Source organism: Pseudomonas coleopterorum (genome assembly GCF_900105555.1).
Taxonomy (GTDB): Bacteria; Pseudomonadota; Gammaproteobacteria; order Pseudomonadales; family Pseudomonadaceae; genus Aquipseudomonas; species Aquipseudomonas coleopterorum.
In genome coordinates, this window is sequence record NZ_FNTZ01000001.1 from 2,880,452 (window position 1) to 2,902,754 (window position 22,303).

20 protein-coding genes are annotated in these 22,303 nt (G+C 60.7%); 2 read left to right on the plus strand and 18 right to left on the minus strand.

Annotated features, from left to right (window positions below; translation table 11 throughout):
- Positions 1-33: 33 nt before the first annotated feature.
- The 9 genes from sucD to sdhC form a co-directional block, all read right to left on the minus strand.
- Positions 34-915 carry a succinate--CoA ligase subunit alpha gene (sucD, locus tag BLV18_RS12795; RefSeq protein WP_090359046.1) on the minus strand — a complete coding sequence of 294 codons (882 nt, stop codon included), beginning with the start codon at positions 913-915 and terminating at the stop codon, positions 34-36.
- Positions 915-2,081 carry an ADP-forming succinate--CoA ligase subunit beta gene (sucC, locus tag BLV18_RS12800; protein WP_049859858.1) on the minus strand — a complete coding sequence of 389 codons (1,167 nt, stop codon included), beginning with the start codon at positions 2,079-2,081 and terminating at the stop codon, positions 915-917. Before sucC ends, sucD begins: the two co-directional genes overlap by 1 nt.
- A 176-nt stretch (positions 2,082-2,257) precedes the next feature.
- Entirely contained in the window at positions 2,258-3,691 is a 1,434-nt protein-coding gene (gene lpdA / locus BLV18_RS12805) for a dihydrolipoyl dehydrogenase (protein WP_049859857.1), read from the minus strand.
- A 100-nt stretch (positions 3,692-3,791) separates the two neighbouring features.
- Positions 3,792-5,027: a 2-oxoglutarate dehydrogenase complex dihydrolipoyllysine-residue succinyltransferase gene (gene odhB, locus BLV18_RS12810; protein WP_049859856.1), complete on the minus strand. Its 1,236-nt coding sequence runs from the start codon at positions 5,025-5,027 to the stop codon at positions 3,792-3,794.
- A 42-nt stretch (positions 5,028-5,069) separates the two neighbouring features.
- Positions 5,070-7,901, minus strand: coding sequence for a 2-oxoglutarate dehydrogenase E1 component (locus tag BLV18_RS12815; protein ID WP_049859855.1), 2,832 nt, complete (start codon positions 7,899-7,901; stop codon positions 5,070-5,072).
- Positions 7,902-8,147: 246 nt separating this feature from the next.
- Positions 8,148-8,852: a succinate dehydrogenase iron-sulfur subunit gene (locus BLV18_RS12820; RefSeq protein WP_043193659.1), complete on the minus strand. Its 705-nt coding sequence runs from the start codon at positions 8,850-8,852 to the stop codon at positions 8,148-8,150.
- Positions 8,853-8,863: 11 nt separating this feature from the next.
- Positions 8,864-10,636, minus strand: a complete 1,773-nt coding sequence (gene sdhA, locus BLV18_RS12825; protein WP_049859854.1) for a succinate dehydrogenase flavoprotein subunit — start codon at positions 10,634-10,636, stop codon at positions 8,864-8,866.
- 3 nt (positions 10,637-10,639) lie between these two features.
- Complete coding sequence (sdhD, locus tag BLV18_RS12830) at positions 10,640-11,008, minus strand: succinate dehydrogenase, hydrophobic membrane anchor protein (RefSeq protein WP_049859853.1); 369 nt, start codon at positions 11,006-11,008, stop codon at positions 10,640-10,642.
- The gene (sdhC, locus tag BLV18_RS12835; protein WP_177327952.1) at positions 11,002-11,388 is read right to left on the minus strand and encodes a succinate dehydrogenase, cytochrome b556 subunit; all 387 of its coding nucleotides are present in this window, start codon (positions 11,386-11,388) and stop codon (positions 11,002-11,004) included. Before sdhC ends, sdhD begins: the two co-directional genes overlap by 7 nt.
- Before the next feature lie 350 nt (positions 11,389-11,738).
- Here sdhC and gltA point away from each other — a divergent pair, with 350 nt between their 5' ends.
- Positions 11,739-13,028 carry a citrate synthase gene (gene gltA / locus BLV18_RS12840; protein WP_049859852.1) on the plus strand — a complete coding sequence of 430 codons (1,290 nt, stop codon included), beginning with the start codon at positions 11,739-11,741 and terminating at the stop codon, positions 13,026-13,028.
- A 48-nt stretch (positions 13,029-13,076) separates the two neighbouring features.
- On the opposite strand, the gene BLV18_RS12845 is transcribed toward gltA, so the two are convergent.
- The 9 genes from BLV18_RS12845 to BLV18_RS12885 all read right to left on the minus strand — a co-directional run bounded on the left by BLV18_RS12845 (position 13,077) and on the right by BLV18_RS12885 (position 20,062).
- Positions 13,077-13,679: an START domain-containing protein gene (locus BLV18_RS12845; RefSeq protein ID WP_090359048.1), complete on the minus strand. Its 603-nt coding sequence runs from the start codon at positions 13,677-13,679 to the stop codon at positions 13,077-13,079.
- 37 nt (positions 13,680-13,716) lie between these two features.
- Complete coding sequence (locus BLV18_RS12850; protein ID WP_090359050.1) at positions 13,717-13,968, minus strand: YkgJ family cysteine cluster protein; 252 nt, start codon at positions 13,966-13,968, stop codon at positions 13,717-13,719.
- Between the two features lie 130 nt (positions 13,969-14,098).
- Positions 14,099-14,443: a translation initiation factor 2 gene (locus BLV18_RS12855; RefSeq protein WP_244156860.1), complete on the minus strand. Its 345-nt coding sequence runs from the start codon at positions 14,441-14,443 to the stop codon at positions 14,099-14,101.
- Positions 14,444-14,681: 238 nt separating this feature from the next.
- Positions 14,682-16,121, minus strand: a complete 1,440-nt coding sequence (locus tag BLV18_RS12860; RefSeq protein ID WP_056842215.1) for an aminotransferase-like domain-containing protein — start codon at positions 16,119-16,121, stop codon at positions 14,682-14,684.
- A gap of 111 nt (positions 16,122-16,232) precedes the next feature.
- Positions 16,233-17,033 (minus strand): OmpA family protein, encoded by an 801-nt coding sequence (locus tag BLV18_RS12865; protein WP_090359056.1) that lies wholly within the window; start codon positions 17,031-17,033, stop codon positions 16,233-16,235.
- A gap of 14 nt (positions 17,034-17,047) precedes the next feature.
- Entirely contained in the window at positions 17,048-17,386 is a 339-nt protein-coding gene (locus BLV18_RS12870) for a DUF4398 domain-containing protein (protein ID WP_090362264.1), read from the minus strand.
- Between the two features lie 24 nt (positions 17,387-17,410).
- Complete coding sequence (locus BLV18_RS12875) at positions 17,411-18,238, minus strand: substrate-binding periplasmic protein (protein WP_090359058.1); 828 nt, start codon at positions 18,236-18,238, stop codon at positions 17,411-17,413.
- A gap of 129 nt (positions 18,239-18,367) precedes the next feature.
- On the minus strand, positions 18,368-19,312 hold the full coding sequence (locus tag BLV18_RS12880; RefSeq protein WP_049859845.1) for an electron transfer flavoprotein subunit alpha/FixB family protein: 945 nt from the start codon (positions 19,310-19,312) through the stop codon (positions 18,368-18,370).
- Positions 19,313-20,062, minus strand: coding sequence for an electron transfer flavoprotein subunit beta/FixA family protein (locus BLV18_RS12885; RefSeq protein WP_049859844.1), 750 nt, complete (start codon positions 20,060-20,062; stop codon positions 19,313-19,315).
- Positions 20,063-20,626: 564 nt separating this feature from the next.
- On the opposite strand from BLV18_RS12885, the gene BLV18_RS12890 reads away from it, so the two are divergent.
- Complete coding sequence (locus BLV18_RS12890) at positions 20,627-22,291, plus strand: electron transfer flavoprotein-ubiquinone oxidoreductase (RefSeq protein ID WP_090359060.1); 1,665 nt, start codon at positions 20,627-20,629, stop codon at positions 22,289-22,291.
- The last annotated feature ends 12 nt before the right edge of the window (positions 22,292-22,303 follow it).

Below are 22,303 nucleotides of genomic sequence, written 5' to 3' on the forward strand. Positions count from 1 at the left end.
GGCCTTTGCGACTGCGCGTCGAGCAAGCGAAGCTTACTTGGCAGTCCAGCCGGTCAGCTCGGCCAAAGCCTTGCCGATGTCAGCCAGCGAACGCACGGTTTTCACACCAGCGTCCTGCAGGGCAGCGAACTTCTCGTCTGCAGTACCCTTGCCGCCGGAGATGATTGCACCCGCATGGCCCATGCGCTTGCCTGGAGGGGCAGTCACACCAGCGATGTAGGAAACGACCGGCTTGGTCACGTGTGCCTTGATGTAGGCAGCGGCTTCTTCTTCGGCCGAACCACCGATCTCGCCGATCATGACGATCGCTTCGGTCTGTGGGTCTTCCTGGAACAGCTTCAGGATGTCGATGAAGTTCGAGCCCGGGATCGGGTCACCACCGATACCGACGCAGGTCGACTGGCCGAAACCGGCGTCGGTGGTCTGCTTGACGGCTTCATAGGTCAGTGTGCCGGAACGCGACACGATACCGACCTTGCCCGGCAAGTGGATGTGGCCTGGCATGATGCCGATCTTGCACTCGCCCGGAGTGATCACGCCTGGGCAGTTAGGGCCGATCAGGATGACACCCAGCTCGTCGCACTTGACCTTGGCTTCCAGCATGTCGATGGTCGGAATGCCTTCGGTGATGCAGACGATCAGCTTGATGCCGCCGAATGCTGCTTCAAGGATGGAATCCTTGCAGAAAGGAGCCGGTACGTAGATGACCGAGGCGGTAGCGCCTGTGGTTTCCACGGCTTCTTTCACGGTGTTGAACACAGGCAGGTTCAGGTGGGTGGTACCACCCTTGCCTGGCGTCACGCCGCCAACCATCTTGGTGCCGTAGGCGATGGCCTGTTCGGAGTGGAAAGTACCCTGCGAGCCGGTGAAGCCCTGGCAGATGACCTTGGTGTCTTTATTGATCAGGACGCTCATTACTTGCCCTCCGCAGCTTTGACAACTTGTTGAGCAGCGTCGGTCAGGCTGGTGGCTGCGATGATGTTCAGACCGCTTTCCGCCAGTACTTTAGCGCCCAGTTCAGCGTTGTTGCCCTCAAGGCGCACAACCACCGGGATTTTCACGCCGACTTCTTTCACCGCGCCGATGATGCCTTCGGCAATCATGTCGCAACGAACGATGCCGCCGAAGATGTTGACCAGTACGGCCGCGACATTGGTGTCGGACAGAATGATCTTGAACGCTTCGGTCACGCGTTCCTTGGTAGCACCGCCGCCAACGTCGAGGAAGTTGGCTGGCTTGCCGCCGTGCAGGTTGACGATGTCCATGGTACCCATGGCCAGGCCGGCACCGTTGACCATGCAACCGATGTTGCCTTCCAGCGCCACGTAGTTCAGTTCGAACTTGGCAGCGTGCGCTTCACGCGGGTCGTCCTGCGAAGGATCGTGGAAACCCTTCAGCTTGGGCTGACGGTACATGGCGTTGGCGTCGATGTTGATCTTGGCATCGAGGCAATGCAGATCGCCGTCCGCCTTGATGACCAACGGGTTGACTTCCAGCAGGGCCAGGTCGTGGTCCTGGAACAGCTTGGCCAGGCCAACGAAGATCTTGGCGAACTGGGCAACCTGCTTGCCTTCCAGACCCAGCTGGAATGCCAGCTCGCGGCCCTGGAACGGCTGAGCGCCGACCAACGGATCGATGGTGGACTTGAGGATCTTCTCGGGAGTGTCGTGAGCGATCTTCTCGATGTCCACGCCACCTTCGGTGGAAGCCATGAACACGATGCGACGGCTGGAGCGGTCTACAACGGCGCCCAGATACAGCTCTTTGGCGATATCGGTGCAGGACTCGACCAGGATCTTGGTGACAGGCTGACCGTTGGCATCAGTCTGGTAAGTCACCAGACGCTTGCCCAGCCATTGCTGAGCGAAAGCCTTGGCGTCTTCCTTGCTGCGAACCAGCTTTACACCACCAGCTTTACCACGGCCACCGGCGTGGACCTGGGCCTTGACGACCCACTCGCTGCCGCCGATCTTGTCGCAGGCTTCTGCGGCTTCTTCGGGGGTGTCTACCGCGTAACCCTTGGATACTGGCAGGCCGTATTCAGCGAACAGCTGCTTACCCTGATACTCGTGAAGATTCATGCTTATTACCGTCTTCGTTAGGTACTGCGCTTTTCGGCGCTGCGCTTCGTGATTGAAGTGCCGCGCCACCTGTGACTGCTACTCGCCGGTTGACCGACGAGGCGAGTCCGGCGGACGTTCCGCGGCATCCCTGCGGACAGGTATGCGACGGGCAATCCACCGTGGTTTCTTATTGTTTAACGCTTCTTGCGGTTGGCGATGTGGATGGCGCCGCCATTCACGGCCAGGGCCGCTTCGTGCAGGGCTTCCGACAGGGTCGGATGCGAGAAGACCATCATGCCCAGGTCTTCGGCACTGGTGCCGAATTCCATGGCGATGGCGCCCTGCTGAACCAGTTCTGCGGCGCTTGGGCCGATCACGTGGACACCCAGTACGCGGTCGGTCTTGGCATCGGCGATGACCTTGACGAAACCGCCGGTGTCGTTGGCTGCCATTGCACGACCGCTGGCCGCGAACGGGAAGCTGCCGACGTTGACTTCAACGCCTTCGGCCTTGAGCGCCTGCTCGGTCTTGCCGACCCATGCAATTTCCGGGTGGGTGTAGATGACCGATGGAATCAGATCGTAGTTCATCACGGCCTTGTGGCCCTTGATGCGCTCGACGACCATGATGCCTTCCTCGGACGCCTTGTGCGCCAGCATCAGACCACGGACCACGTCACCAATGGCATAGACGCCAGGGACGCTGGTCGCGCAGTAGTCATCGACATAGATGAAGCCGCGCTCGTCAATGTCAACACCGCTGTCAGAAGCCAGCAGGTCAGTGGTCACCGGACGACGGCCGACAGCGACGATCAGCTTGTCGAAAGTGATCGACTGCTCGCCATTGGCATCGGTGTACTTGACCACGACTTCTTCGCCCTGAACCTCGGAGCCGGTCACGCGAGCGCCGAGCTTGATGTCCAGGCCTTGCTTGGTCATGGTCTTCAGGGCCTCCTTGGACACCGCGGTGTCTGCAGCCATGAGGAACGTATCCAGTGCTTCGAGCACGGTGACCTGGGCGCCAAGGCGCGACCATACCGAACCCAGTTCCAGACCGATCACGCCGGCACCGATAACGCCGAGACGCTTGGGCACTTGCTGGAATTCCAGCGCACCGGTGGAGTCGACGATGATCTTCTGGTCGACCGGCGCCGGTGGAATGTCGATCGGACGCGAGCCGGAAGCCAGAATGACGTTGTCGGCTTCGACGACTTCAACGCCGTTGGGGCCCGTCACTTCGACTTTCTTGCCAGCCAGCAGTTTGCCGTGGCCTTGCAGCACGGTCACGCCGTTGGACTTGAACAGGCCGGCAACGCCGCCAGTCAGGTTCTTGACGATGTTGGACTTGCGACCAATCATCGCCGGGACATCCATGGTCACGCCGGCATGGTTGATACCGTGGATGGCAAAGCCGTCCTGGGCTTCGTGGAATTTCCACGAGCTGTCCAGCAGTGCCTTGGACGGAATGCAACCCACGTTCAGGCAGGTACCGCCGAGGGCCAGCTTGCCCTCGCCGTCTTGATACTTCTCGATACAGGCAGTCTTGAGGCCCAGCTGTGCGGCCTTGATGGCAGCGACGTAGCCACCAGGGCCTGCGCCAATCACTACCACGTCGAATTTCTGAGTCATAAAACAATTCCTATTAACGGCATGCTTGAAGCCCAGCCAGCGGGGTCCGGATCAAGCTGCGTGGGCTCGATGGCGGATCCCGCTACCTGTGGCTGCCTTGTCAGATATCCAGCAACAGACGCGCTGGATCTTCCAGCAGGTTCTTGATGGTCACCAGGAACGTCACGGCTTCCTTACCATCGATCAGGCGGTGGTCATAGGACAGCGCCAGGTACATCATCGGGCGGATGACCACTTGGCCGTTGATCGCCATGGGACGCTGCAGAATGTTGTGCATGCCCAGGATGGCCGCTTGCGGCGGGTTGACGATCGGGGTCGACATCATCGAACCGAAGGTACCACCGTTGGTGATGGTAAAGGTACCCCCGGTCATCTCGTCCATCGACAGCTTGCCGTCGCGCGCTTTCTTGCCGAAGGTGGCGATGCCGCCTTCGATCTCGGCCAGGCTCATGGCCTCGGCATTGCGCAGGACGGGAACCACCAGACCACGGTCGCTGGACACCGCGACACCGACGTCGGCGTAGCCGTGGTAGACGATGTCGGAGCCATCGATCGAGGCGTTGACAGCCGGGAAGCGCTTGAGCGCCTCGGTGGCCGCCTTGACGAAGAACGACATGAAGCCCAGGCGCACGCCGTTGTGCGACTTCTCGAACAGGTCCTTGTACTTGGAGCGCAAGGCCATGACTTCGGTCATGTCGACTTCGTTGAAGGTGGTCAGCATGGCCATGTTCGACTGGGCTTCGACCAGGCGCTCGGCGACCTTGGCGCGCAGACGGGTCATCGGCACGCGCTTCTCGGTGCGGTCGCCGGTGGTCTGGACCACGGCGGCTGCCGCGGCAGGCATGGCAGGCTTGGCGGCCGGTGCCGACTTCTTGGCTTCGATGGCGGCGACCAGGTCTTCCTTGGTGACGCGACCGTCTTTGCCGGTGCCCTTGACGCTGTTCAGGTTGATGCCGTTTTCTTCGGCCAGCTTGCGTGCAGCCGGACCACCGATGGCGTCATCGTCGCCGGCAGCAGGTGCCGAAGCCGCCTGTGGTGCGGCGGCTTGAGGCGCGGCAGCGGCCTGAGGTGCAGCAGCAGGCGCAGCGGCGGCAGCACCGCCCTCCTCGATGGAGCCCAGGACTTCGTCCGACAGAACGGTGTCGCCTTCGTTCTTGACGATCGCGCCCAGGACGCCGTCGGCAGTGGCCAGCACTTCCAGGACGACCTTGTCGGTCTCGATGTCAACGATCAGGTCATCGCGCTTGACCGCATCGCCCGGCTGCTTGTGCCAGGTCGCAACGGTGCCGTCGGCGACCGATTCCGGGAAGGTAGGGGCTTTGATCTCGATAGCCATTATCAGTAATTCCTTAAATTCGGTTTCAGGTGCGCGTTGGCATTAAACGGTGAAGGCATCTTGCAGCAGTTTGGCTTGCTGCTCGGCATGCATCGAAGCGTAACCACAAGCCGGGGCGGCCGATGCGTCACGGCCGGCATACTCGAGGACCAGGGTCTTCTTGTGATTGCTCATGCTGCGGCGCAAGTGATGCTGACTGCTGTACCAGGCACCCTGGTTCATCGGTTCTTCCTGACACCAGACCACGTGCTCCAGATTGGTGTAGGCAGCGATCGCTTCCATCAAGTCGTCTTCAGGGAACGGATACAGCTGCTCGATACGCACGATGGCGACATCTTCGCGGCCTTCGGCGCGGCGCTTCTCCAGCAGGTCGTAGTAGACTTTGCCGCTGCACAGCACCAGACGCGTCACCTTGGCGGCGTCCAGGGTATCGATTTCCGGGATGACGGTCTGGAACGAACCTTCAGCCAGGTCTTCCAGGGTCGACACCGCGAGCTTGTGACGCAGCAGCGACTTGGGCGTGAGCACGATCAGCGGCTTGCGCAGCGGACGGATCACCTGACGACGCAGCAGATGGTAGATCTGCGCGGGCGTGGTGGGCACGCACACCTGAATGTTGTGCTCGGCGCACAGCTGCAGGTAACGCTCCAGACGCGCCGACGAGTGCTCCGGGCCCTGCCCTTCGTAGCCGTGCGGCAGCAGCATGGTCAGACCGCACAGACGGCCCCACTTGTGCTCGCCGCTGGTGATGAACTGGTCGACCACGACCTGTGCACCGTTGGCGAAGTCACCGAACTGCGCTTCCCAGATCACCAACGCGTTGGGCGAGGTGGTCGAGTAGCCGTATTCGAACGCCAGAACCGCCTCTTCGGACAGGAACGAGTCGTACAGATCGAAGCGCGGCTGGCCGTTGTACAGGTTCTGCAGCGGAATGTAGGTCGCCGCATCCTTCTGGTTGTGCAACACCGCATGGCGGTGCGAGAAGGTGCCGCGGCCGATGTCCTGGCCGGTCATGCGGATCGGGTGACCTTCGAAGGCCAAGGTGGCGTACGCCATGGTCTCGGCATAGCCCCAGTTGATCGGCAAGCCACCGGCCTGCATCTTCTGGCGATCTTCGTAGATCTTGGACACCTGGCGCTGCACGACGAAGCCTTCGGGAATTTCCAGCAGCTTGGCGGACAGTTCCTGCAGGGTCTTGAGGTCGAAGCGCGTGTCATGGCGCGCCGTCCAGGCATGGCCCAGGTAAGGACGCCAGTCGACGAACAATTCCTTGTTCGGTTCCTTGACCAGGCTCTTGACCACATGCAGACCGTTGTCCAGCGCATTGCGGTACTCGTCGATCTGGCTCTGCACGCTGCCTTCGTCGAGCACGCCGGCCTTGATCAGGCTTTCGGCATACAGCTCGCGGGTGGTGCGCTGCTTGGCGATCTGCTGGTACATCAGCGGCTGGGTGCCACTTGGCTCGTCGGCCTCGTTGTGGCCGCGACGGCGGTAGCACACCAGGTCGATGACCACGTCGCGCTTGAACTGCATGCGGTAGTCGATGGCCAGCTGGGTGACGAACACCACGGCTTCCGGATCATCGCCGTTCACGTGCAGGATCGGCGCCTGGATCATCTTGGCCACGTCGGTCGCGTACTCGGTGGAGCGCGCGTCGTACGGGTTGCTGATGGTGAAACCAACCTGGTTGTTGATCACGATGTGCACGGTACCGCCGGTCTTGAAACCGCGGGTCTGCGACATCTGGAAGGTTTCCATGACCACGCCCTGGCCGGCGAATGCAGCGTCGCCGTGCAGCGAGATCGGCAGCACCTTGTCGCCGACCGCATCGTTGCGACGGTCCTGGCGGGCACGTACCGAACCCTCGACCACCGGAGAAACGATCTCCAGGTGGGACGGGTTGAACGCCATGGCCAGGTGCACTTCGCCACCTGCGGTCATCACGTTGGACGAGAAACCCTGGTGGTACTTGACGTCACCGGAGCCCAGCTCGACCTTCTTCTTGCCTTCGAACTCGTCGAACAGGTCACGAGGGTTCTTGCCGAAGGTGTTGACCAGTACGTTGAGACGGCCACGGTGGGCCATGCCGATCACGACTTCCTTGGTGCCGTAGGAGCCCGAGCGCTGAATCATCTCGTCGAGCATCGGGATCAGGGCTTCGCCACCTTCCAGACCGAAACGCTTGGTACCGGGGTATTTGGTGCCCAGATACTTCTCAAGGCCTTCGGCAGCCGTGACGCGCTCCAGCACGTGGCTGCGGATCTCGGCCGAGAACGAAGGACGACCGCGCACGCTTTCCAGACGCTGCTGGAACCAGCTGCGCTGCTCGGAATCGGTGATGTGAGTGAACTCGGCGCCGATGGTGCGGCAATATGTCTGCTGCAAAGCCTCGAGAATTTCACGTAGGCTCGCCTCCTCCTTGCCGATGAACAGGTCGCCGGCACGGAAGGTCGTATCCAGATCGGCATTGGTCATGCCGTAATGGTTGATTGACAGGTCTGCCGGAGCAGGCCGTTGCCACAGCCCCAACGGGTCCAGTTGGGCTGCCTGGTGGCCGCGCATCCGGTAGGCCTGAATCAGTCGCAGCACTTCCACTTGCTTCTTTTCGTGCTCGCTGCTCACGCTCCCGGCGGAAACCGGTTGAGCACGGCGCTGGTTTTTGGCCAGCAGGACGAAATGATCGCGAATGGTGGAGTGTGCAACGTCGGTGGCAGTGCTGCCTTCGGCAGGCAACTTCTGAAAGTAGGTGCGCCATTCCTCTGGCACAGCGTTAGGGTCGTGCAGGTAAAGCTCATAGAGCTCTTCCACATAGGCAGCGTTACCACCGGATAGGTGGGCGCTGTTCCACATGCGCTGCATCACGCTTTCTTGCATGCTTGGTCACCCTCGGTTAGGGGACACCACCGGCGCTGACAGCTTGGGCGTATTGACGCGGTCCGTGTAGAGCGACCGTGCAAGCCACCTCAGAGTTGTACGCTGGTAGTCCGGGTACCAGCCCGGAGCCCCTGCTGGTCTTGTTTCTTCGAAAGTAAAAGCGAAGCCATACGCAGCCGCGCTCGGGTTTTCGCCACAGCGCAGGATCGATCCCGCGCTGTGACGGCTTGCGGTGTAGCAGTTGAATCAGACGCCGTTGGACAACAGCATGTTCCGCACATGGCCAATGGCCTTGGTGGGGTTCAAGCCTTTCGGGCAGACGCTGACGCAGTTCATGATGCCGCGGCAGCGGAATACGCTGAACGGGTCATCCATCGATGCGAGGCGCTCGCTGGTCCGGGTATCGCGGCTGTCGGCCAGGAAACGATAAGCCTGCAGCAACGCTGCCGGGCCCAGGAACTTGTCAGGGTTCCACCAGAACGACGGGCAGGATGTCGAGCAGCATGCACACAGGATGCACTCGTACAGACCGTCAAGCTTTTCGCGCTCTTCCGGAGTCTGCAGACGCTCGATGGCCGGAGCCGGAGTGTCGTTCTGCAGGAACGGTTTCACCTTCTCGTACTGCTTGTAGAAGATGCTCATATCCACGACCAGGTCACGGATGACGGGCAATCCTGGCAGCGGACGCACGATCAACTTGTTACCTTTTACGACAGCGGACAGCGGCGTGATGCACGCCAGGCCGTTCTTGCCGTTGATGTTCATGCCGTCGGAACCGCACACGCCTTCACGGCACGAGCGACGATACGAAAAGCCTTCGTCCTGTTCCTTGATCAAGGCCAGCACGTCCAGCACCATCACATCCTTGCCACCGGTGTCGACCTGGAATTCCTGCATGGACGGCGCTGCGTCCTGATCCGGGTTGTAGCGATAAACACTGACTTGCAACATGACGGCCACCCTCAATAAGTCCGGATTTTCGGTTCGAAAGTCGGAACGGTTTTCGGCGAGAAGTTCACGGCGCGCTTGGCAACACGTTTTTCACCCGGGAAGTACAGGGTGTGGCACAGCCAGTTTTCGTCGTCGCGATCTTCATAGTCTTCACGGGCGTGAGCGCCGCGGGACTCTTTGCGATGCTCTGCAGCGATCGCGGTGGCTTCCGCCACTTCCAGCAGGTTCTGCAATTCCAGCGCTTCGATCCGGGCGGTGTTGAAGCCCTGGCTCTTGTCGTTGATCTTGACGTTGGCAATGCGCTCGCGCAGGCCGGCCAGCTGATCGATACCTTTCTGCATGTACTCGCCGGTACGGAACACACCGAAGTAGTTCTGCATGCAGCTTTGCAGTTCCTTGCGCAGGCTGGCGACGTCTTCGCCGGTAGTCCGTGCATTGAGGCCGTCCAGACGCGCCAAGGCGACTTCCAGATCGGTGTCGCTGGCACGGCGGTAGTCAATGCCTTCGCTCAGTGCCTGCTCCAGGTGCAGACCGGCAGCGCGACCGAATACCACCAGGTCGAGCAGCGAGTTGCCACCCAGGCGGTTGGCACCGTGAACCGACACGCAAGCCACTTCGCCCACGGCGAACAGACCAGGGATGATGGCGTCGTTGCCATTGGCATCCTGGGTGATTGCCTGACCGTGGATGTTGGTAGCGACACCCCCCATCATGTAATGACAAGTTGGCACGACAGGAATCGGCGCAGCGGCCGGATCGACGTGGGCAAAGGTCTTGGACAGCTCCATGATGCCCGGCAGGCGGCTGTGCAGCACTTCCTCGCCCAGGTGATCGAGCTTGAGCATCACGTGATCGCCATCGGGACCACAGCCATTGCCGGCGATGATTTCCTTGACCATGGAGCGCGCAACCACGTCGCGACCGGCAAGGTCCTTGGCGTTCGGTGCGTAGCGTTCCATGAAACGCTCGCCGTGCTTGTTGATCAGGTAACCGCCTTCACCGCGACAACCTTCGGTGACCAGTACACCTGCGCCAGCGATGCCGGTCGGGTGGAACTGCCACATCTCGATGTCCTGTACCGGCACACCGGCACGCAAGGCCATGCCGACGCCGTCACCGGTGTTGATCAGGGCGTTGGTGGTGGACGAATAGATGCGCCCGGCCCCGCCAGTTGCCAATACGGTGGCGTTGGCACGGATGTAGGAGGTTTCGCCGGTTTCGATGCAGATGGCGATCACGCCAACGATCGCACCGTCCTGGTTCTTCACCAGATCGACCGCATAGTATTCATTCAGGAATACAGTGCCGGCCTTCAGGTTCGCCTGATAGAGGGTGTGCAGCAAGGCGTGACCGGTACGGTCGGCAGCAGCACAGGTACGTGCCGCCTGGCCGCCCTTGCCGAAGTCCTTGGACTGGCCACCGAACGGACGCTGGTAGATGCGGCCCTGCTCGGTACGCGAAAACGGCAGCCCCATATGCTCGAGCTCGAAGACGGCCTCCGGGCCTACCGAACACATGTACTCGATAGCGTCCTGGTCACCGATGTAGTCGGAACCCTTGACGGTATCGTACATGTGCCAGCGCCAGTCATCGTTCGGGTCGGCCGAAGCGATGGCGCACGTGATGCCGCCCTGCGCCGACACGGTGTGCGAGCGAGTCGGGAAGACTTTGGTGACAACGGCAGTCTTGTGACCGCCCTGGGCCAGCTGCAGCGCTGCGCGCATGCCGGCACCGCCACCACCAATGATGATGGCGTCGAAGGAAAGCGTACTAATGTTAGCCATGAATCAGATACCCCAAAGAATCTGCACACCCCAGACGAAGTACGCGAACATCGCGACGCCGCATACCGCCTGGAACAGGAAGCGTATAGCCGTGGCCGACTTGCCGAACGACATTGGCGTCAGGTAGTCGGTGGCGATGGTCCACATGCCGACCCAGGCGTGGGCGCCCAGGGCGACCAGGGCCAGGAGGCTGAAGATGCGCATCCAGTTGCTGCTGAACAGCGAGTGCCATTGGGTGTACTCCATGCCTGGATTGGCAATGATGTACCCGATCAGAAACAGAAAATAAGCCGCGAGAACGACCGCAGACACGCGCTGTGCCATCCAGTCATAGAGGCCCGAACGCGAAAGGTTCGTAACGTTGGTTACCATACCCAAACTCCTGCCAGAACGATCAGCACCACCGAGATGATGAGAACGATTTTGGAGCCCAGCTTGCCGCCTTCCAGCGTCTCACCGATGCCCATGTCCATGATCAGGTGGCGCACACCGGCCACCAGGTGATACAGCAAGGCGGACAGCAGGGCCCAGATCACAAACTTGGCCAGCGGGCTGGTCAAATACGCCTTCACCTCGCCGAAGCCTTCCTCGGAGCCCAGGGATTTGCCCAATGCGTACAGCATGAGAGCGATGCCCAGGAACAGGATGACACCGGATATACGATGGAGAATGGACGTGTAAGCAGTGACAGGGAGTTTGATGGTCCTTAGGTCTAGGTTTACAGGTCGTTGGCTATTCACGGCTTTTTTCACACTGAAGAGCCCCTAGCAAGCAGGGCAAGTTGTAGGGAAGTGTACTGGTCAGGTACTCACCACCCAGGGAGTGACGACCCCGTCGAAATGGCTCGGAAAAGCCCCCGGCGGTCGGCTGCCGAGTATAGACAGTTAGGATACTAATGACAACGCACGCGCAGGCCTCGGACGGCGGATTGCGCAGCCAGGGCAAAAGGTTTGAACGGGGCGGAATTTCGCGAAAAAAGCGTGCTCGAAGCCCTCTGGAGCCTCACTTTAAGCAAATTGACATTCGAATTTATCTCACTATAGTGGTGCGGGCCCTGCGTGGGGGGTCTGTCTGATGATTTCAAGCATTAATAGGAGGCCACATGGCTGACAAAAAAGCGCAGTTGATCATCGAGGGCGCAGCCCCCGTCGAGCTGCCGATTTTAACCGGCACCGTTGGTCCCGATGTAATCGACGTCAGGAGTTTGACTGCCACGGGCCGCTTCACTTTCGACCCAGGCTTCATGTCGACCGCGTCGTGCGAGTCGAAGATCACCTATATCGACGGCGATGCCGGAATCCTGCTGCACCGCGGCTATCCGATCGAGCAACTCGCCGAACAATCCGACTACCTTGAAACCTGCTACCTGCTGCTCAACGGCGAACTGCCGACTGCCGAGCAGAAGGCCAAGTTCGTCGGCAACATCAAGAACCACACCATGGTTCACGAGCAGTTGAAGACCTTCTTCAACGGCTTCCGCCGCGATGCCCACCCCATGGCCATCATGTGCGGCGTGGTCGGCGCACTGTCCGCGTTCTACCATGACTCGCTCGACATCAATAACCCCCAGCATCGCGAGATCTCGGCGGTACGCCTGGTAGCCAAGATGCCGACCCTGGCAGCCATGGTCTACAAGTACTCCATGGGCCAGCCCATGATGTACCCGCGCAACGACCTCTCGTATGCCGAAAACTTCCTGCACATGATGTTCAACACCCCGTGCGAGATCAAACCGATCAGCCCGGTGCTGGCCAAGGCCATGGATCGCATCTTCATCCTGCACGCCGACCACGAGCAGAATGCGTCCACCTCTACCGTACGCCTGGCAGGCTCTTCGGGCGCCAACCCGTTCGCCTGCATCGCTGCCGGCATCGCGGCGCTGTGGGGCCCTGCCCACGGCGGTGCCAACGAAGCGGTGCTGACCATGCTCGATGAAATCGGCGATGTTTCCAACATCGACGCCTTCATCGCCAAAGCCAAGGACAAGAACGATCCGTTCAAACTGATGGGCTTCGGCCACCGCGTCTACAAGAACCGCGACCCACGGGCCACGGTGATGAAGCAGACCTGCGACGAAGTATTGAAGGAACTGGGCATCAAGAATGATCCGCAGCTCGAACTGGCCATGCGCCTGGAAGAGATCGCGTTGACCGACCCGTACTTCATCGAGCGCTCGCTGTACCCGAACGTCGATTTCTATTCGGGCATCATCCTCAAGGCCATCGGCATTCCAACCAGCATGTTCACGGTGATATTCGCCCTGGCGCGCACCGTTGGCTGGATTTCCCATTGGAAGGAAATGCTCTCGAGCCCGTACAAGATCGGCCGCCCACGCCAGCTGTACACCGGCGAGAAAAGCCGCGACGTCACAGCGCTGGACGACCGCACCTAAGCGTTCGCGCTGCAACGAAAGGCCGCCCTCGGGCGGCCTTTTGCTTTTCTATTGTTCCGCCTTGGCACGCAGCGCCTTGAGGGTGTTGAATGGCGCATCCACGACGAACTTGTTGGCGAGCCAGGAAGGCACGCTGCCACCCGGCTCGGTATGCACCTGGTAGATCACCTGGGTCTGATTGGCACCCTGAGGCACCATCTTCCAGAAGCCTTCGACCTGAGCCACACGCACGAAGCCTTTTTCCTCCGGCACATAGTTGGCCGCCCCAGCCAGGTTACGGGTAACGCTGCCATCGCTGCCATCCACCGTGGTGATGTGCAACACCGAATCCCTCGGCGTCACCGGCCATGGCGTATTGAACTGGGTGTAGGTCCAGGTCTGGTCGCCCTGATGCTTGAGCAGCTTTTGCGCCTTGCACTCGTGAATCCAGGTGCACGCGCCGGCGACGTCTTCCTGCATTGCCCGCAACTTCGCTACGCTGGCCTTGATGACGGTTTCGCCACGATAGGCCTTGTACTTGGAGCCTGCGACCTCGCTCAGCGAGACCTTGATCCCCTCCTCGTCCTTGGCCACCACCCACGACTCCGCCTGGGCGGACACGTGGACACTACCCAGCAGGGCTACCAACGCTATCGAATGCATCGCTCTCATTGTTGTTGTTCCTTGTTGTCGAGAATGGAGCCCTTGCCTATGCGGTCATCTGCTCCCACCAACCCAGAATGCGCACGGCATCCTGATCGCTGTCACCGCACACCTCGGGATCGGCATTGAACGCCGAGCACACTGCCGGCCGCTCGGGCAGACCGAACAGCGCACAGAGATTGTCCAGAGATAGCTGCACACAGCGCTGCCCTGCCGGCTTACCTGAAGGCATGCCAGGAATAGGCGAACTGATGGAAGGGGCGATACAGCAGGCGCCACAGCCTTCGCGGCATTTCATGACGTCATGACCTCACAGGCACGGTGGGTTGAAGAGCCCCCATGGTAGTGACCAAACGAGCGTTTGAAAATGCCCGCATCGATATTTCAATCAGCCAAACTGTAACGGTCGATACTGCGGGCGGCACTGATCACTGCTTGAAATTGAAGTCCAGCGCCGCACCCTCGACTTCACGACCGTCGCCGCGCCGCTGCAGCTGCATTTCGTTGTTCAGCAGACGGCCATTGAGCTGGAAGTCCTCATTGCCCTTGTCACTGAAGAAAGCGGGCAGGATGGGTTTAGGCGCACGCTCGGCAAGCGGAGTCGGCTGGACCGCAGCGTTGACAGGCTGAGTCGGCGGCTTAAGGTCCTTGACGATGTCCTTGGGCAGGCTCAGATCCAGCTTGGCCTCAGGCACAGGAGTGGCGATGACGTCCGACTCCTTGCGCGAACGGCTTTTGGCCGCCTTCTTGCGAACCGCTGGCTTTTTTGCCACGGCCTTCTTTGCCGGCGCGTCAGTTTTGACGACAGGCTTGCCAGTTTCCGCCGAGCGCGCTGTGGAAGACGGAATTTCCGACGTTTGTGCCTGAACGCAAGGCACTGCGAAGACGCCTAGATTCAAGCAGAAGACCAGCAATGCAATACGACGCATGGTGTTCATAAGGGCACGGCAACAACGATGAGAGCCCTATGCTCCGCGTTCGCGGTCGAGCTGACAAGCCCCCTGAGCGCTTTCAATAGGAAACTCCTGACTCCTGACACAATTGACGTGCCAGTACACCCAGCGTCGCCAGGGCACGCTCCGCTTCGCGGTTCCACGGCACGCCGCAATTGAGCCGAACGCAGTGGTTGAATTGCTCTGTATTGCTGAAGATCAGCCCCGGGGCAATGCTGATCCCCTGCTCCAGCGCGCGAACGTGCAGTTCCTGAGTATTGACCCGCCCCGGCAGACTGACCCAGAGAATGAATCCACCCGTGGGCCGCGTGATCTGCGTGCCTTCGGGAAAGTGCTGCTGCACGGCCAACTGGAAGGCACTGAGGTTCTTGCGGTACTCCTGACGAATGAAACGCAGGTGCCGGTCGTAGCCGCCGTTCTCCAGGTAGCTGGCCACGCCCATTTGCGTGACGCTGCAGGCCGAATGCGTGCTGAACGTCTGCAAGCGCTGGACCTCGGCCTGGTATTTACCGGCAATCATCCAACCAATCCGCACCCCTGGGGAAAGTGTCTTGGAGAAGCTCGAGCAGTAGATGACATGCCCCAGCCGATCGAACGCCTTGAGCGCCTTGCTCTTTCCTTGCTCGAACATCAATTCGCCATAGATATCGTCCTCGACAATCTGAATATCGAAGTCCGAAGACAGTCGCAACAGCTGCTTCATGCGCTCCTCGGGCATGGTCCCGCCCAGTGGATTGCTCAAGCGCGGTGTCAGCACCAGCGCCTTGATCGACCACTGATTGGCGGCCAACTGCAGCGCCTCCAGGCTGATACCCGTCGACGGATCGCTGGGGATCTCGATCACCTTGAGGCCGAGCAAGTCCGCCAGTTGCAGCAAACCGTAATAGGTAGGCGACTCGGCCGCGATCAGATCTCCGGGCCGGGTGAGCACGCGCAGGCTCATCTGCAACGCGTCGACGCAACCGTGCGTGATGACGATCTCCGAAGGATCGACCACCACGCCCGCATCGCGCATGCGGATCGCCACTTGCCGGCGCAGCGGCTCGAAGCCTGGGCTGAACATGTAGCTGAACGCACGTGGACTCTGGAAGCGGGTGACCTTGGCCAACTGCTGGTGCAATGCCCGTACCGGCAGAAACTCGACATGGGGCACCGCAGCGCCCAACGGAAACACGCCCTCTCGTCGGGACTCATCCAGCACTTGCTGGATGATGCTGCTGCGTGTGACCAACCCCGGCCGCTCCACCCGCGCAATGTCAGGCGTCGGCGCAGTCAGCGCGGGCGTCTGGTGCACGTAGTAGCCAGACTGTGGCCGCGCGCGGATCAACCCCTGATCTTCGAGGTTGGCGTAGGCCTGCAACACCGTGGCGTGGCTGACATTGAGCTGCGCGCTCATCTTGCGTACCGAAGGCACACGCTCACCTGGCTGATAGACCCCTCGCCGGATGTCATCAGCCAACTGTTGGGCAATACGCTGGTAGAGCAAGAGGTTGGTCATGGCGGGATCTCAGATGTGCCACTGGACCCCTACAGATGCAAACTGTACGGGGACAGCTGGCAGAATAGCAGAGCTGATCCTGCAACTGCACTGTCGAGATTCACCTGAGCATCAACCGCGCGGCAACGCCATTTCCCCTTTTGCGTTGGAGAAGACGATCTCGACCCGACGGTTCTGCGCCCTGCCCCGCTCCGAAGCGTTTGCATCCACAGGATAGGCATCGCCATAACCGTGCACCTGAATACGCGACTCATCGATGCCCAAGTCAACCAGCGTGTCGGCTACCGACTGCGCTCGGTCGGTCGACAGCTGCAGGTTAAAGGCTTTTTCGCCAGTGTTATCGGTGTAGCCTTCGATACGCACCACGCGCTTGGGATTGAGTTGCAGGAACTGCACGAGCTTGAGGATCGTACGGTTGGCCTGTGGCTTGAGCTGCGCCTCCCCCGTATCGAACAGCACGTCACCCAGTGTCATCACCAGCCCGCGGTCGGCCTCGACATTGGCCAACGCCAGAATCTGCTCTTCCAGCCACTTGCCCTGCTGCTGCACGCTTTCCAGCTTGGAGTCACGCAACGCCAGTTGCAGGCGCTGCTGGTCCATCTGCAGCTTGGTCAGGCGCTGCTGATTGAGCATCTGCTGACTGCGCTCCCGGGCGATCTCGCTGTAGCGCTGGCTCAGGTAGGCATAATGCTGAGCGTCGCTGCCCGTGCCCCAATAGCTGGCGAGCCGCTCGGCGCGGGCCAGCGATTCGCCAGCCCGGATGACATCCTTGGGCGCGCTGCGCAGCACGTTGGAATCATCGCGGACCGCCTGAAAGGCAACCTCGGCACGCTGGACGGCCTCGCTATTGGCGCGCTGACCGGTACAGCCTACCGTCACCAAACCGGCCGCCAGCACCAGCCCCATGCGCATTCCCGTCAACTGCTTCACTGCATGTCTCCCAATTGTTTGCGCAGGCGCTGGATGCGAGCCTCCAGCACCTTGATCTGCTCCTGCCCCTTGGCGGTCAACAATTGATCTTCGGCCAGACGTGCGTCCAACTCGGCCTGTTCGGCGTTGAGCCGGGCGCTCTTGTAGTTTTCATCGACCATTTGCGCACGCGCCTGGGCAAGTTTGTCGACCGCCATTTTCATGGCCTCGTTGTCGTCTGTGGCGCCAACGGCGCGGGCCTGCTCGACGGTCTGGTCAGCCAGACGCAATTGCTGCGTAGGCGCCGGGTCGTTGGCGCAACCAGCAAGCAGCGCAAACATCGCGCCTGCGGTCATCGTTTGAATGTTCACGAAAGATTCCTACTGTGGAAGTACTGCAGGCTTGAGCGATTGCTGGACTTTCCAACGCTCGACATTGCGGGAAAACACCTCGGGAGGTATGCCTGAAGCGGTCAATTCTGTCATTTTTTTCGCCAGCTGTCCGCGCAGCCAGGGATCGTTGCACGCGGAGTCGTGAGACAACGCCAGGTACAACCCCGGGCGGTCGACGGGCAGCTCACTGCTTTGCAGTCGATCCCCCAGCCCCTGTGCCTGAGCCATGGCCGCACCGGAATAGCGTCCGGCGATCACGTATTCGACCTGGCCAAGCACCAGCTTGTCGAAGGCCTGAATCAGATTGTCAGTACTGACCAGCTTCAGATGCTCGGCGGCCAGAGTAGCGAATGCCTGGGTCGGTCGCGCCTTGGCCGAGATCGCCCCGGCGTGGCCGTGAAGATCGGCAAGACTGCGGTAGGTCAGTGGCGTCGATCGCAGGGTCCACACCAGGTAATCGTTCGGGACCAGGGCAGGATGCACATAATCCAGGGATTCAAGCTCGCTGACGTTCAGGGGTGCATCCACCAGCAAGTCCATTCGCCCACTGCGCACCTCTTCCAGCGCCTGTGAACGCTTGCCGGCATAAAGAATGTCGACCTTGACGCCGATCTGGGTCGCCACCTGCTGCAACAGCTCGGCGTTGACGCCGATCAGCCGCTCCGGGTCCTGTGGATCCCGCCACAGATAGGGCGGCGCGTCGGGGCTGCCACTGGCAACCAGTCGCTCGCACTTGCCCGCCCCCTGTGCTGCCAGCGGTAGCAACGCCGCGACCATGCAAAAGCCCGCGCGGCGAAGTCTGCCTTGTCTGGTCATGCTCAACCTCAACCTCTTCAGCCCATGTCACAGGCAAATTCAGATACAAAAAAGCCCGGTCGCCGCCCGCTGCCCTGTGGGCAACGGATGGCGACCGGGCTTGAGTCGACCGCAGCGCGAAGCGCTGGATCAGACCAGTTTTTCCAGCTCGGGAACAGCTTCGAACAAGTCGGCGACCAGGCCATAATCGGCCACCTGGAAGATCGGCGCCTCTTCGTCCTTGTTGATCGCAACGATCACCTTGGAGTCCTTCATGCCAGCCAGATGCTGGATGGCTCCGGAAATGCCTACCGCGATGTACAACTGCGGCGCGACGATCTTGCCGGTCTGGCCGACCTGCATGTCGTTGGGCACGAAGCCGGCGTCCACCGCTGCACGCGACGCACCCACGGCAGCACCCAGCTTGTCGGCCAGGGTGTAGAGGTGCTTGAAGTTGTCGCCGTTCTGCATGCCACGGCCGCCGGAGACGACAATCTTCGCCGCGGTCAGCTCGGGACGATCGGACTTGGCCAGCTCTTCGCCAACGAAGCTCGATTTGCCGGTATCGTGAGCTGCGCCCACCGCTTCGACAGTTGCTGAACCGCCTTCGGCAGCCACGGCGTCGAAACCGGTGGCACGTACGGTGATGACCTTGATCGCAGCGCTCGATTGCACAGTGGCAATGGCGTTGCCGGCGTAGATCGGACGCTTGAAGGTGTCTGGCGACTCGACCGAGATGATCTCGGAGATCTGGTCGACGTCCAGCGCAGCGGCAACACGCGGCAGGATGTTCTTGCCGTTGGCGGTCGCAGCGGACAGCACATGGCTGTAGCCCGAGGCCAGCTCGACGATCAGCGGCGCCACGTTTTCAGGCAACTGGTGCGCGTAGGCGGCATTGTCCGCCACCAGCACCTTGCTCACGCCCGCGATCTTCGCGGCGGCTTGCGCGACGCTGTCGACCTGCACGCCGGCGACCAGCACGTGAATGTCGCCGCCGATCTTCTGCGCGGCAGCCACGGTGTTCAGGGTCGAAGGTGCAACGCCAGTGTTCACCTGACCTTCGGTTACATAATCGGCGATAACCAGGATAGTCATTCAGATTACCTTCGCTTCGTTTTTCAGTTTTTCGACCAGTTCGGCCACCGACTTGACCTTGACACCGGCGCTGCGGGTCGCCGGCGCCTCGACCTTGAGGGTCTTGTTGGTGGAGGTCAACGACACGCCGAGCGCCTCGGGCGTGAACGATTCGAGCGGCTTCTTCTTGGCCTTCATGATGTTGGGCAGGGAGGCGTAGCGCGGCTCGTTCAGACGCAGGTCGGTGGTGACGATGGCCGGCAGGGTCAGGCCAACGGTCTGCAGACCGTCATCGACTTCACGGGTGACATTGAGCTTGTCGCCCGCCACTTCGACCTTGGACGCGAAAGTGCCCTGGGCGTAGCCGCTCAGCGCAGCCAGCATCTGGCCAGTCTGGTTGTTGTCGCTGTCGATCGCCTGCTTGCCCAGGATCACCAACTGCGGCTGTTCCTTGTCGACCACCGCCTTGAGCAGCTTGGCCACTGCCAGGGCGTTCAGTTCCTCGGCGTGCTCGACCAGGATGGCGCGGTCGGCGCCCAGGGCCAGCGCGGTGCGCAGTTGCTCCTGAGCGGTGGCCGGGCCGATGGTGACCACGACGATTTCGCTGGCGATGCCTTTCTCTTTCAGGCGGACGGCTTCTTCAACAGCGATTTCGCAGAACGGGTTCATCGACATCTTGACGTTGGCAAGATCAACGCCTGAATTATCCGCCTTGACGCGAACCTTGACGTTGTAGTCGACCACTCGTTTGACAGCTACAAGAACCTTCATGGATTCCTCGTTACTCTCCGGTGAAAAGAATGTCGCCCAGGCAGACCGGACGATGACGTGGGCGCAAGGGCACCATTGAAACGTTTGCAGCATTGCGTAGTGCTGGCAAAAACCTGATTTTTCAAGACCTTGACCAGCAAAACGGGGCAGCCTTCAACAAGTATGACGTGTAAACTCGACCCGATGGGCGTTCGACATGGATGAATGACCCGTGCCGGGGTCGAGATTCGATGCATCCTGTACTGCATGCAGGCGCTGCATCGAACATGAAGCTGGCCGTATCTTGACCGCTGAGCCCTGACCGGTCAATACGCGGAACTCACCGGTCACGCCCCCTGGCCACCTTGATTTTACTGGGCTGCAGCAGATTCAAACAAACGTTTGTATTGGACCGGCCAAGTGGTGTAGATATACTGCAGCACGCGCATGCCCTTGCCTGTAGCCGTCCAGACACGGTACTACACGAGCAGATGAACGCAGCACCCAACCGCGACACCCCGGATGACCGTTCCGGACGCTTCACCCATTAGAAAGGCCTGATGAGCCCTGAGTAGGAGAGAACCCGTGGAACGCGAATACATGGAATTCGACGTCGTCGTCGTCGGCGCAGGCCCAGCAGGCCTGTCCGCGGCATGCCGACTGAAGCAGAAAGCCGCCGACGCCGGACAGGAAATCAGCGTCTGCGTGGTTGAAAAAGGCTCCGAGGTCGGTGCTCACATCCTTTCCGGTGCCGTCTTCGAACCGCGGGCGCTCACCGAATTGTTCCCGGACTGGAAAGCCCTGGGTGCCCCCCTGAACACGCCCGTCACCCGCGACGACATCTTCATCCTGAAAAACGCCGAGAGTGGCACAAAGATCCCCGACGCCTTCGTGCCCAAGACCATGCACAACGAGGGCAACTACATCATCTCCCTGGGCAATCTGTGCCGCTGGCTCGCCCAGCAGGCTGAAAACCTGGGTGTCGAGATCTACCCCGGATTTGCCGCACAAGAAGCGCTGATCGACGAAACGGGCGTTGTGCGCGGCATCATCACCGGCGACCTCGGCGTGGATCGCGAAGGCAAGCCCAAAGAAGGGCTGTACACCCCGGGCATGGAACTGCGCGGTAAATACACCCTGTTCGCCGAAGGCTGCCGCGGGCACATCGGCAAGCAACTGATCGAACGCTTCAAACTGGACAGCGAAGCCGACGCGCAGCATTACGGGATCGGCTTGAAAGAGATCTGGGACATCGATCCTGCCAAGCACCAGCCGGGGCTGGTGGTCCACACCGCCGGCTGGCCGCTGGAGGTCATGGGTACCGAGAACACCGGCGGCTCGTTCCTCTATCACCTGGAAAACAATCAGGTGGTGGTCGGCCTCATCGTCGACCTGTCCTACGCCAACCCATTCCTGTCGCCTTTCGGCGAGTTCCAGCGACTCAAGCACCATCCGGTTCTCAAGCAGTATCTGGAAGGCGGCAAGCGCGTCAGCTACGGCGCCCGCGCCATTTGCAAGGGTGGCTTCAACTCGCTGCCCAAGATGGTCTTCGCCGGCGGCGCGCTGATCGGCTGCGACCTGGGCACCATGAACTTCTCCAAGATCAAGGGCAGCCACACCGCCATGAAGTCCGGCATGCTCGCCGCCGAGGCGGTGGCCGACGCGCTGTTCCAGGGCTCGGAAGGCGGAGACGTGCTCGACGGCTACGTGTCCGGCTTCAAGGCCAGCTGGCTGTATGAAGAGCTGTTCGCCAGCCGCAACTTCGGGGCTGCCATCCACAAGTGGGGAGCCATCATCGGCGGCGCGTTCAACTTCGTCGATCAGACCCTGTTCAAGGGCAAGATCCCCTTCACCCTGCACGACAACAAGCCTGACTACGCCTGCATGAAGCTGGCAGCTGACAGCAAGCGCATCGACTACCCCAAGCCCGATGGCAAATTGAGCTTCGACAAACTCAGTTCGGTGTTCATCTCAGGCACCAACCATGAAGAAGAGCAGCCGTGCCACCTCAAGCTCAAGGATCCGAGCATTCCCATCGGCAAGAACCTGCCGCTGTACGACGAGCCCGCCCAGCGCTACTGCCCGGCCGGTGTCTATGAAGTCGTCACCCAGGAAGACGGTGCCAAGCGCTTCCAGATCAACGCGCAGAATTGCGTGCACTGCAAGACGTGCGACATCAAGGATCCTTCGCAGAACATCGTCTGGGTGGCACCCGAAGGCTCGGGTGGACCAACTTACCCGAACATGTAACTTCTCACCCAC

Bases quoted from the DNA above. Each gene is read 5' to 3' on its own strand.
- BLV18_RS12815 (WP_049859855.1), bottom strand. From the start codon at position 7,901: ATGCAAGAAAGCGTGATGCAGCGCATGTGGAACAGCGCCCACCTATCC.
- BLV18_RS12860 (WP_056842215.1), bottom strand. From the start codon at position 16,121: ATGACCAACCTCTTGCTCTACCAGCGTATTGCCCAACAGTTGGCTGAT.
- sucD (WP_090359046.1), bottom strand. From the start codon at position 915: ATGAGCGTCCTGATCAATAAAGACACCAAGGTCATCTGCCAGGGCTTC.
- sdhD (WP_049859853.1), bottom strand. From the start codon at position 11,008: ATGGTAACCAACGTTACGAACCTTTCGCGTTCGGGCCTCTATGACTGG.
- BLV18_RS12870 (WP_090362264.1), bottom strand. From the start codon at position 17,386: ATGACCGCAGGCGCGATGTTTGCGCTGCTTGCTGGTTGCGCCAACGAC.
- BLV18_RS12875 (WP_090359058.1), bottom strand. From the start codon at position 18,238: ATGACCAGACAAGGCAGACTTCGCCGCGCGGGCTTTTGCATGGTCGCG.
- BLV18_RS12880 (WP_049859845.1), bottom strand. From the start codon at position 19,312: ATGACTATCCTGGTTATCGCCGATTATGTAACCGAAGGTCAGGTGAAC.
- BLV18_RS12845 (WP_090359048.1), bottom strand. From the start codon at position 13,679: ATGAGAGCGATGCATTCGATAGCGTTGGTAGCCCTGCTGGGTAGTGTC.
- BLV18_RS12865 (WP_090359056.1), bottom strand. From the start codon at position 17,033: ATGCGCATGGGGCTGGTGCTGGCGGCCGGTTTGGTGACGGTAGGCTGT.
- BLV18_RS12850 (WP_090359050.1), bottom strand. From the start codon at position 13,968: ATGAAATGCCGCGAAGGCTGTGGCGCCTGCTGTATCGCCCCTTCCATC.
- odhB (WP_049859856.1), bottom strand. From the start codon at position 5,027: ATGGCTATCGAGATCAAAGCCCCTACCTTCCCGGAATCGGTCGCCGAC.
- BLV18_RS12885 (WP_049859844.1), bottom strand. From the start codon at position 20,062: ATGAAGGTTCTTGTAGCTGTCAAACGAGTGGTCGACTACAACGTCAAG.
- sdhA (WP_049859854.1), bottom strand. From the start codon at position 10,636: ATGGCTAACATTAGTACGCTTTCCTTCGACGCCATCATCATTGGTGGT.
- gltA (WP_049859852.1), top strand. From the start codon at position 11,739: ATGGCTGACAAAAAAGCGCAGTTGATCATCGAGGGCGCAGCCCCCGTC.
- lpdA (WP_049859857.1), bottom strand. From the start codon at position 3,691: ATGACTCAGAAATTCGACGTGGTAGTGATTGGCGCAGGCCCTGGTGGC.
- BLV18_RS12820 (WP_043193659.1), bottom strand. From the start codon at position 8,852: ATGTTGCAAGTCAGTGTTTATCGCTACAACCCGGATCAGGACGCAGCG.
- sucC (WP_049859858.1), bottom strand. From the start codon at position 2,081: ATGAATCTTCACGAGTATCAGGGTAAGCAGCTGTTCGCTGAATACGGC.